The sequence below is a fragment of the Kitasatospora sp. NPDC001175 genome, from assembly GCF_053598215.1.
This window is the reverse complement of record NZ_JBSFJU010000129.1, coordinates 1-10,442: the sequence shown is the minus strand read 5'-3', so window position 1 is coordinate 10,442 and position 10,442 is coordinate 1. Positions and strand designations below refer to the sequence as shown.

6 protein-coding genes and 2 pseudogenes are annotated in these 10,442 nt (G+C 69.6%); 3 read left to right on the top strand and 5 right to left on the bottom strand.

The features are described from left to right. The 4 genes and pseudogenes from ACWDAK_RS39505 to ACWDAK_RS39490 form a co-directional block, all read right to left on the bottom strand. Positions 1–628, bottom strand: a pseudogene (locus ACWDAK_RS39505) (nucleotide disphospho-sugar-binding domain-containing protein); the annotation flags it as partial. Beyond that, positions 625–1,923, bottom strand: coding sequence for a condensation domain-containing protein (locus ACWDAK_RS39500; RefSeq protein ID WP_427396172.1), 1,299 nt, complete (start codon positions 1,921–1,923; stop codon positions 625–627). The gene ACWDAK_RS39500 and the pseudogene ACWDAK_RS39505, both read right to left, overlap by 4 nt. After that, entirely contained in the window at positions 1,920–3,110 is a 1,191-nt protein-coding gene (locus tag ACWDAK_RS39495; protein WP_344641437.1) for a serine hydrolase domain-containing protein, read from the bottom strand. Before ACWDAK_RS39495 ends, ACWDAK_RS39500 begins: the two co-directional genes overlap by 4 nt. Further along, positions 3,107–4,099 (bottom strand): aldo/keto reductase, encoded by a 993-nt coding sequence (locus ACWDAK_RS39490; RefSeq protein WP_427396171.1) that lies wholly within the window; start codon positions 4,097–4,099, stop codon positions 3,107–3,109. The genes ACWDAK_RS39495 and ACWDAK_RS39490 overlap by 4 nt, the downstream gene beginning before the upstream one ends. Positions 4,100–4,371: 272 nt before the next feature. Between ACWDAK_RS39490 and ACWDAK_RS39485 the strand changes: the two genes are divergently transcribed. Both ACWDAK_RS39485 and ACWDAK_RS39480 read left to right on the top strand, forming a co-directional pair. Then, positions 4,372–5,523, top strand: coding sequence for a cytochrome P450 (locus ACWDAK_RS39485; protein ID WP_449806567.1), 1,152 nt, complete (start codon positions 4,372–4,374; stop codon positions 5,521–5,523). 38 nt (positions 5,524–5,561) lie between these two features. Further along, positions 5,562–8,975 (top strand): SDR family NAD(P)-dependent oxidoreductase, encoded by a 3,414-nt coding sequence (locus ACWDAK_RS39480; protein WP_427396170.1) that lies wholly within the window; start codon positions 5,562–5,564, stop codon positions 8,973–8,975. A gap of 275 nt (positions 8,976–9,250) precedes the next feature. Here the strand turns inward: ACWDAK_RS39480 and ACWDAK_RS39475 are convergent, their stop codons facing one another. Then, positions 9,251–9,664: a cupin domain-containing protein gene (locus ACWDAK_RS39475; RefSeq protein ID WP_344641441.1), complete on the bottom strand. Its 414-nt coding sequence runs from the start codon at positions 9,662–9,664 to the stop codon at positions 9,251–9,253. A 267-nt stretch (positions 9,665–9,931) separates the two neighbouring features. Between ACWDAK_RS39475 and ACWDAK_RS39470 the strand changes: the two are divergent. Further along, positions 9,932–10,442 (top strand): annotated as a pseudogene (locus tag ACWDAK_RS39470) (hypothetical protein); the annotation flags it as partial.

Genomic DNA, 10,442 nt, shown 5'->3' with positions numbered 1-10,442 from the left:
GCAGCGACGGCGGGCACGGATCCAACGTCACATCACCGAGGATGTCGGCCCGGTCCGCGCCGATCCGCCGTGCGAGCCCGCCCAGCAACTCGTCCCTCGCCTGCGTGATCGAGCGCCCGAAGTCGACTCCCCACAGCAGCCGCAGCGCGGGAACTCCCAGATGGCCGGCGAGAAGCGGCCCGAGCAGGGCCATGGGCTCGTGGACGACGAGGTCCGGCCGCCAGGCGCGCGAGAACTCCAGGGTGTCGTCGGCCATCGCTTCCGCGCTGTCCGCGGCCAGCCGCAGCGCCCCCATTCCCCGTCTGCGTGCGGACGCCGCCGGCCGATCCTCGGTCGACTGATCCGTTGCCCGCCGAGCCGCTGTCGGTGCCTGTTTCGGGCGCCACGTGCCGAACGCGGTGGCAGCGCGGGCCCTGACGTCGATGTCGCTGCCGACGGGCAGGGCCGGCAGCCCCGCCTGGGTGATGGTGGGCGTGAAGGACGGATGGCTGGCCACCATCACCTCGTGGCCGGCGGCCCGCAGCGCCCAACCGAACGGCACCATCGGGTAGAAGTGCGAACCCCAGGCCCACGTGATGAACAACGCGCGCATCGCTCTGCGTCCTTTCGGTGCGCCGCCACGGATCACCGTGACGGATCTTCCATGACGGATCTGGCAACCGTCTCCACCTCGCTCCGCCACAGGTCCGCGAGCAGGGTGGCCCGCTGGTCGTCGAGCACGTCGACGCGGTGCCTGATCCGGGCGGTGATCTCGCCGCCGAACCACACCTCCAGCGTCAGTTCGAAGGCCGACTCCGTTTTGAGCCGGGGGATGTGCACGCACTCGACATCGGCCAGGCGCAGGGTGAGGTCGGTCTGTTCCTGTGACACGAAGGCCGCCTGGCACAGGGGTGTGCGGTGAGGGTCGCGCGGGCCGCTTTCGCTGACGACCTGCTCAAGTGGCATGAACTGGAACCGCAGGGCTCTGGCCAGCCCGGCGATCGTCTGGTCGAGATCGGAGTCCACGTCGGCGTCACTGCCGCGGAATCTCAGTGGGGCCACCGAGACGAAGCATCCGATGATGGTGGTGCTCGCCAGTGATGTGCGCCCGCTGACCGGTAGCGCCACCGCGAAGTCGGTCCCGCCGGTGAGAGAGCGCAGGGCCCGCACCCAGGCGGTGAGCAGAATGGCGTTCGGTGTGGTCGCCTTGAGCCTGGCGGCGCCCGCGATCAGGCCGATGTGCCGCGTGCCGAGGGCAACCGACTTCTCGCGGAGCGCACCGGAGGCGGCAGGGGGTGAAACCCGCGGCAGTGGAAGATCGGGGACGCCGACGAGCTCCCTGGCCCACTCCATGAGCGCCTGCTGGTCGGTTTCGGTTTCGGCTTCGCTCTGGTCACGCCAGACCTGCCGGTAGTCGCTGGTCCGGCACGGTGGCGGCGGATTCCCGTGCACCAACTCACGGTAGGCGTCGCTGAGTTCGGAGAAGAACACGGTGGCTGACCATCCGTCGAACGCGGTGTGGTGGGCGGATACGACGAAATGGCCCTGACCGGGTACGTCGCCGGGCACCACCAGGAGCGCGCGTACTGGTATGTCCCGGTCCAGCCGGAACGGACGCGCGATGAACTCACGCAGGACCGGTTCGTGTGCTCCTGGATCGGTGTGGCGGACCTCCAGCACCTCGCCCGTGTCCCCCGGCTCGATGACCGTCACCTGCAGGCCGCGGGACTTCTCCCGGCGTATCAGGCTGCGCAGCGCGTTGTGCCGGCACACGACGTTGCGCAGGCTCCGTCGCAGCGCCGTGGGATCGACGGGGCCGGACAGGCGGAAGACGAACGAGTCCATCGCGTCCGGTGACCCCGGGCTCATCTGTTCGGCGAACCAGTAGCGTGCCTGCGGCGCGGGCAGACCGGCGAGCCACCGTACGGAAGCCGGCGCCGTCATGGCCGCCGGACCAGGGACGAGAAGCAGACCGCGAGTGCGCGGTCCACCGCCGCCCGGAACTTCGAGAAGACGGGCGGATCGAAGCGATCGACGGCGCCCTTGGTCACCGACATCACCAGCCGCGCGGTGCAGTCGAACGTGCTGTAGGCGTGGCAGAGGTAGCCGGGAACGCTTCCGAAGTGGCCGATCCCGGTGCATCCGGGGGCGAACTCCCGGCGGAACATGCCGGTGCTGACGCCCGGGTGCGGCGGCGGTGGAGTGAAGGACAACATCTCGGCGAGCAGGGGCGGCGGCAGCAGTCGGCCGTCGAGCAGTGCGGCGAGGAAGGCATCGAGATCTCGGGTGGTGGAGATGATCTCACCGGCGGCCCAGTACCACGACGGGTTGGACCTGGTGACGTCGACGACCTTCAGCTCGCCCTGGTGACGGTAGCCGAGATAGCCGTGGGCATGCGGGCCGGGAATGTCGGTCTGCCGTCCCGGCACAGTGGTGTCGGTCAGACCGAGTGGCGCCGTGATCCGGTCGTGCACCTGCCGCGCGTACGGCGCGCCGGTGATCTCCTCGATCAGGAGTCCGGCCAGGATGTAGTTGGTGTTGGAGTATCCGAAGCCCGTTCCCGGGGCGAAGTGGGCCGGCTTCTCCAGCGCGAACCGGACGAGTTCGTCGGGCTCATAGGGAGTTGCGAGGTTCCGCACGTACTCCTCGCCGTCGGCCGGGAAGATTCCCGGGCCCGAGCTGCCGTCCAGCCGGTTCTCCCCGGAGTAGTTGTACAGACCGCTGACATGCATGAGGAGCATGCGCACGGTGAGCCGGTCGTCCAGGCCGAACCGCGGCAGGTACCGGTCCACCGGATCGTCCAGGTGCACCTCTCCGTCGCCTGTCAGCAGCAGGAGCACCGCCGCCACGAAGGTCTTCGTGACACTGCCCATACGGAACAGGCCGTCGGCTGGCACCGGGCCCGGGGAACCGCGTTCGGCGACTCCGGCGGTGGCGGTCCACTCCCCGAGTCGGTCGTACACGCGAAGCTGAACGCCCGTGGCTCCGGCCGCGATCAGCTCGTCCAAGGCTTGTGCCAGCGCCGTGCGATCCGTGTCACCCGGCGAGCCGACGGCCGCCGTCGAGGTACCCGGCTGCATCCCCATCAACTCCTCCACCTTCCCGTGGTCCTGGCGGCTGTGCGTGGTCACTCGCGGCCGGAGGAAATCCAGTGCGGGTCGCGGGAACGGGCCCCCGCGACCGCATCGGCCACGGTGTCGAGAGCGGCGACATGCTCCTCCGTCAGCACGACCTGTGTCGACTCGAGGTTCTGGGCGATGTACTGCCGCCTCCTGGTGCCGGGAATCGGCACGACCGGCAGGCCGAACTCCCGGCCCTTCGCGTTCAGCCAGGCCAGGCTGACCTGCGCCTGGGTCAGACCGGTCTCCTCAGCGACGGTGGTGATGACACCCGTCGCGGTGAGGTTCGCCGACAGGTTGTCCTCGCTGTAGCGCGGCATCAGCGCCCGCCTGAGATCGTCGGCGGTCAATGATCCCGGGCTGACCGTGCCTGCGAGAAACCCCCGGCCCAGCGGTGAGTAGGGCACGAACCCGACGCCGAGCTCCGCCGCCGTCGGGACGATGCCGGACTCGACGTCACGGCTCCACACACTCCACTCGGACTGCACTGCCGCGATCGGGTGCACGGCGTGAGCACGGCGCAGTTCGCTCGCCGTGACCTCGCTCAGCCCCAGATGGCGCGCCTTCCCGGCGGCTACGAGTTCCGCCATGGCGCCCACGGTGTCCTCGATCGGCACCTCCGGGTCCAGCCGGTGCATGTAGTACAGGTCGATGACGTCGGTTCCCAGCCGCTTGAGGCTGGCATCGGCGCATGCCAACACGTAGGCCCGGTCGCCCCGGGCACGGCGGTTGCCCTGCAGGTCTCCGGTGATGCCGAACTTCGTGGCCACCGTCACCTCGGTACGGCGGTCGGCCAGTAGCCTGCCAACGAGTTCCTCGTTGGCGCCGTGGCCGTACACATCCGCGGTGTCGATGAAGGTGACGCCGATGTCGACGGCGTAGTTCAGGATGTCGAGTGCCTCGGCGGGCTCGACGGGCTTGGCAGCCGGACTGTAGACCGACATGATCGCCCCGAGGCCGACGGGGCTCACACGCAGGTCGTCACTGAGAAGAACGGTCATGGTTCCGTCAGCCTCCAGTGGCCGACTCGGATACCGCTCCAGCGCCGATATCCCCGCGGTCAACCGGCGGATCGACGCGAGCACGGGTGGCTTTCGATGGGCACCGACCATGGTCACTGCCCAGGCCAGAGGAGACCGGAGGGCCCGATGCAGTGCGATTTGTTCCCTTCCTCCAGTGACGCGGTTCTATCAGGCGCGGTCACCGTCCCGCGCCGGACGGCAGGTGGACTGTGACGGCGGCCGGGGCGGACAGCGCACTGCCGTCGTTTCCGATGCGCCGTCCCTGCCCGTTCGGCCTGCCTCCTGCGTACGCCGAGATGCGCGAGCACACCCCGGTTGGGCAGGCGCGCCTCGCGAACGGCGATCCCTTGTGGCTGGTCTCCAGGTATGACGACATCCGTGCCCTGCTGGCCGATCCGAGGATCAGCGCGGACCGGTCGCGGACCGGCTTTCCCTTCCTCGACGCCCAGACCGCCCAACTCGGCACGACACCGGTGTTCCTCGGTATGGACGGCTCGGAGCACCGGGCCCAGCGCCGCATGTTCCTCCCCGAGTTCCTTCCGAAGCGGGTCCTCGAACTGCGGCCGTTCATCCAGCGCTGTGTCGACGAACGCCTCGACCGGCTGATCGCGGCGGGGCCGCCGGCGGACCTGGTGACCTCGCTGGCGCTGCCCGTGCCCGCACTCACCGTCGGGCACATCCTCGGTGTGCCCAAGGGCGAGCAGCACCGGTTCGAGCAGCTCGCGGTGGATGCGATGACGCGTCGGGACCAGGAGGCGTTCCAGGCACTGTTCGACTTCGTCCGGGCGGTCGCCGACAGCAAGCGCGATGCCCCGGGAGACGACCTGATCAGCAGGGTGCTCCGGGAGTACGTCGAACCGGGAGACATCGACTACTGGTCGATGCTGGCCACGGTGTTCGTGATCCTGATGGCCGGTTACGAGACGACGGCCCACATGCTCTCCCTCGGAGTGCTCACGCTGCTCCAGCACCCGCACCAGCTCGCCGCGCTGCGCGCCGAACCGGACCTGATGCTGCAGACGGTCGAGGAGTTGCTGAGGTTCCTGTCCGTCGGAGAACTCGCGGCCGTCCGGATCGCGGCCGAGGACATCGAGCTCCACGGCACGACGATCCGCGCGGGCGACGGCGTGGTTCTGCTGGGGGGCGCGGGCAACCGGGATCCGAGGGCGTTCGATGCCCCGGAGAGCTTCGACATCCGCCGCGATGCCCGCAGGCACCTGGGTTTCGGCCATGGTCCCCACTCCTGTATCGGGGCGGGTGTGGCACGGCTGGAGATGACCGTCGTCTTCACCACCTTGCTGGCGCGCCTGCCCGAGCTACGGCTCGCGCAGCAGATCACCGACGACGCGGTCGACTACGAAGCCGTGCTCTTCGGGCTCAAGAGGCTGGAGGTCATGTGGTAAGCAAACCATCGTGGGCGGTCCTGCGAGGCGATGCGGAGGTGCCGCCCGCCGACTGGCCGCGAACCCTGAGCGCCGCCCTGTTGCGGGCCGGCCGGGCCGACGGCAAGAGCGTCATCACCATCGACGCCGACGGCCGCCAACACACTGCGGACTACACCCGGTTGATCACCGCGGCCGGTCCGGTGCGGCTTGCGCTGCGTGCCGCGGGCGTCGCCCGCACCGAACCGGTCGTCCTGGCGGTGCGCAACAACTGGCGCTTCCTCACCGCGTTCTGGGCGTGCGTGCTCGAAGGCTGTGTGCCGACACCGATCGGGCCGCCGAGGAGCGGGAATTCAATGGACGCCGACCACCGCAGGTTGGCAGGTGTCTGTGAGCTGCTCGGCGGGCCGGTGGTGGTGATCGACGAGGAGCAGACCCGCCCGGTGGCGGGCGCCCGCTACCTCGACCTGCGTCCCCTGCCCGGTGGGCGGACCGGTGGCGAACCGTTCGACGACATCGCGGATCCCCGGCCCGATGACATCGCCGTGAATCTGCTGACCTCCGGAAGCACGGGCCTCCCCAAGTGCGTGCCGCTGACCAACCGCGCCCTGGCGCACCGCGCATGGGCCGCCGCCCGGCACAGCGGCTTCGGGCCCGACGAGGTCGCGCTCAACTGGATGCCGCTCGACCACGTGGGCGGCCTGGTCATGTGGTGCGTTCAGGCCATCTTCCTGGGCTGCGAGTACATCAACGTCGATACGCAGCGCATCATCGCGGACCCGTTGGCCTGGCTCGATCTGCTCACGAAGTTCGGTGTGACGATGACCTGGGCGCCCAACTTCGCCTACGGCCTGGTCAACGGCGAACTACGGCAGGGAACCGAACGGGTGTGGGACCTGCGGGCGTTGCGGCATGTGCTCAACGGCGGCGAGGCGGTGGTCGGCGCCACCGCGCAGGAGTTCGGCGACCGCCTCGCGTGCCACGGCCTGCGTCCGGACGCGGTGCACCCGAGCTGGGGAATGTCGGAAACCGGTTCCGGCGTGGTGTATTCGTGCTTGGACGCCGCAGATGCGGCCGTGGGCATGCTGCATGTGGACCCGGCCTCGCTCGATGGCGAACTGGCCTTCGTCCACCCGGGCCGGGCGAGATCCATCCCCCTCACGGTCACCGGCGTGCCGATCCCGGGTGTCACGGTCAGGGTCGTCGGCAAGGACGGGCAGGTGCTGCCTTACGACCACGTCGGTGACCTCGAAATCACCGGGGAAACCCTGTTCGGCGGCTACGTCGGGAACGAGGAGGCGAACCGGCGAGCCTTCACCGCCGACGGATGGTTCCGCACCGGCGATCGGGCGTTCGTCAGCAATGGCGAGCTGACCATTGTCGGCCGAGGCAACGACGACGTCGTCATCAACGGTGTCAACGTCCCCGTCCATGACATCGAAGCGGCGATAGAGACGATCGCGGACGTCCGGCCGGGCTTTGTGGCGGTCTGCGGTGTGGACACGCGCCACGGGCGGCAGAAGATCGTCGTCTTCGCGGCCCCGCGCACCGCTTCCGGCCACTCCCGGGAACCGGTGGCCCGCAGGATCCGCGAGGTGGTGGGCCGCGACTTCGGGTTCACACCCGACGATGTGGTGATGGTCGCGGCGGAGTCCTTTCCCAAGACCGCGATCGGGAAGATCCAGCGGAAGCGGCTTGCCGCGGAGTACGCGCGCACCGAGGACCCCGCCTCCTGGATGTTCGCCCCGACCTGGCAGGAGTCGGCGCCTTCGGCACCGGCCGACACGGCGCCGGAGACGTTCCTTCTCTTCCGCGACGCCGAACAGACGTCTGAGCCGACGCCTCCCGGAGTGATCCACGTCTCCCGCGGCCGCGCCTTCCGTGAACTGGAACCGCTGCGGTTCGAGGTCGATCCGGACGACGGCAAGAGCTATGCCGCGCTCTACGCCGCCCTGGAGCGCCAGGGTCTGCGTCCGTCGGCGGCCCTCTACGCCTGGCTGCCGGATTCGGACTTCGAGTCGCGGCCGACACCGGGACCGGAGGTCTTCGACCAGGGCGGACCGGCGTCGCTGCTGACGATGCTCCAGTCCGCCACGCGCAGCCCAGCACCGTTCCGACGCCTGTTCGTCGTGACGCACCATGCGTGCGCGATCCGCCCCGAGGACCCGACCAACCCGCTTGCGTCGATCGCCTCGGGCCTGGTCCGGACCGCGCGGAGCGAAGGCACCGGAATCGACGTACGACAGGTCGATTTCGGTACCGAGGAGACGCTCGCCGACATCCTCGCCACGCTGAGCGCCGAGGCCCACGCCGCCGACGGCGAGGCGGTCGTCGGGTACCGCGACGGGACCAGGTACGTGGCCCGGACGGTTCCGGTCCGCCCGTCCGAGCAGGCCGCCGCGTCGCCGCTGCGTACCGGCGCGACCGCGCTGATCACCGGCGGGCTCGGCGACGTCGGCTATGAGATCGCGCGCCATCTGCAGGATCGGTACGCGATGGACCTTGTGCTCGTCGGGCGGAGCCCCGCGCAGGTGGGCGGTACCGGGACGCCCTCGGAACGGCTCACCGCACTGGCCGGGCGGGGCCGGGTCCACTACCTGTGCTGCGACGCCGGCGATGAGCAGGCCGTCGAGCGCGGTGTCGCGGACATCGAGTCCCGGTGGGGCACGACGGTCGGCCTCGTGCTGCACCTGGCGTCGGAGAACATCGGCGACAACTGGCGTGCACCCGAACAGCACATCCTGACGAACGAGCCGGTCGAGACCTTCCGCACGGTCCTGCGGTCGAAGTTCCTGTCGGCCTGGGCAGCCACGCGGCTGGCCGCACGACGGCCGTCGTGCGCGCTGGTGCTGTTCTCGTCGCTCAACGGGTTCTTCGGCGCCTCACCCTTCGGCTCCTACGCGGCAGCCTGCACCGGGGTCGACGCCTTCGCGCGGCACGGGGCGCGAGCGGGGACCGGTCCGGTCCACTGCCTGGCCTGGAGTGTCTGGTCGGGACTCGGGATGAGCCGGAAGGGCGAAGAGCTGAACGCGGCGGCCCGCCGCCGCGGATTCCGGACGATGACCAGGGACGACGCGCTCGAACTCTTCGAGATCGCGCTCGGTGTGGACGAGCGGTACCTGCTGCTCGGGTTCGATCCGGTGCCGGAGGCGGAAGCTGCGGAACCGACGACGGAACCGGCGACGACCGCAGGGCAGTCGGCCATGACCGAGGCGCCTGAGCGTACGAGGCCGCGGACCTCCTGGGAACGCACGGTCGCCACGGTGTGGTCGCAGGTCCTCGGGACAGCGGACATCGAGATCGACACCAGCTTCTTCAGCATGGGCGGAACGTCGATCATGGCGATCCGGTCCGCCGCGATCCTGGCCGACACCTTCGGCGCCCGTATTCGGGTCACCGACCTCTACGACAACCCGACCGTACGAACGCTCGCTGACCTGGCCCAGCGGATCACCGAGCGCGATCCGGAGTGAGACCGACCGGCCATGGGGAGCGCGGGGGAAGAGGGGGGCACCTCATCCCCCAGCCTCCGGCCGGGGGGACCCCAGGCCGCCAGGCTGGGGGAAGAGAGTGCAGCGGCGCTGCGCTCGACGAGGGACGCGCGTCCGAGGGCCGCTCCTCCCCGATGGCGGGTAGGAGTGGGAGGGAGACAGCTGTCGGCACGTGACGCCGCGGGCCCCATGCCGGTCGGTCCAAGCCCGCGGCCCGTTCGCCTGACGCAGTGGCAGGCGAACGGGCCGCGAAGACGTTACTGACCGCCGATTGCGGGCTGCGGCTCGTTCGCGTCGGCGGGCGGCTCGGTGTCCACGTGCCCCAGCCTCGGCTCCGGCGCCAGCGGGCTGAGGTGGAATACCGCCTCCGCGGTCTCGTCGCCGTCATTGCGGACGCGATGCCTGATCCCGATCGGAATCATGATCGCCTCATTCGCGCCGAGCTCGATCACCCTGTCGTCGACGGTCGCCACCATCTCGCCCTTGACCACGTAGAGAAACTCCTCGGAGTACGGGTGGTAATGCTCCGAGACCGATTCACCCGGTTCGAGTTTCACCAACCCCATGAACCCCGACGTGGAGCCGGTGAGACTCGGGCTCAGCACAACCCTGAGGTCGCCGCCCCTGCGGCGGTTCGGTGTGATCTCGTCCGTCCGGATCTTTCGCACCATCGCGCGGTTCGCCCCAGGCATCCTGGCTCGCCTTTCCCTTCCCGTCAGCCGCCCTGTCGGCCGCTGATGTCTTCCGGTGAGCGTCAGCCGGACCTGTCGAACATCGCTGGAAAGTCACTCGTACACCGGTTCCCCAGATATGCACCAGCCGTCCCCGAGCCATCCACGGCACGTTGTCCGGGAAAGAAACGGCGCTATTCGAGCGAGTGGGGCAGAGCGATGCGTGCGTTGTTCATCACCTGGGCTTGGGGATCCCATTTCTATCCCATGGTGCCGTTCGGGTGGGCACTGCGGGCCGCCGGCCACGACGTGATGGTGGCCAGCCAGCCCTCCTTCGCGGCCACCATCACCCAGGCGGGGCTACCGGCCCTGCCCGCAGGGGCCGACGTCGACGTCTACGGACCGCTCCGCGAGACCTACCGCGGCTGGCAGCCGAGCCGCGACCGGACCGCTGCCGAGAAGGACGCCCGCGAACGCCAAGGGATCACCTCGCTGCAGATGGCCGTCAACTGCGCGGAGGCGACGGCCGACGACACCCTGGAGTTCTCGCGCTCCTGGCGGCCGGACTTCGTCGTCTACGAGCCGCTGGGATTCCTCGGCCCGGTCATCGCGGACGCGCTAGGCGTCCCCTCGCTACGGCTGCTGTGGGCGACCGACTCCGCCCGCAAGATCCACCGCATCGAGGACGAGTTGCTGGGCGGGCTCGCACGGCGGATCGGCGCGGACCGGGCCGACATCCTCGGTGATGTGACGTTGGATCCGTGCCCGCCGTCGCTGC

Bases quoted from the DNA above. Each gene is read 5' to 3' on its own strand.
- ACWDAK_RS39500 (WP_427396172.1), bottom strand. From the start codon at position 1,923: ATGACGGCGCCGGCTTCCGTACGGTGGCTCGCCGGTCTGCCCGCGCCG.
- ACWDAK_RS39475 (WP_344641441.1), bottom strand. From the start codon at position 9,664: ATGGTGCGAAAGATCCGGACGGACGAGATCACACCGAACCGCCGCAGG.
- ACWDAK_RS39490 (WP_427396171.1), bottom strand. From the start codon at position 4,099: ATGACCGTTCTTCTCAGTGACGACCTGCGTGTGAGCCCCGTCGGCCTC.
- ACWDAK_RS39485 (WP_449806567.1), top strand. From the start codon at position 4,372: ATGCGCCGTCCCTGCCCGTTCGGCCTGCCTCCTGCGTACGCCGAGATG.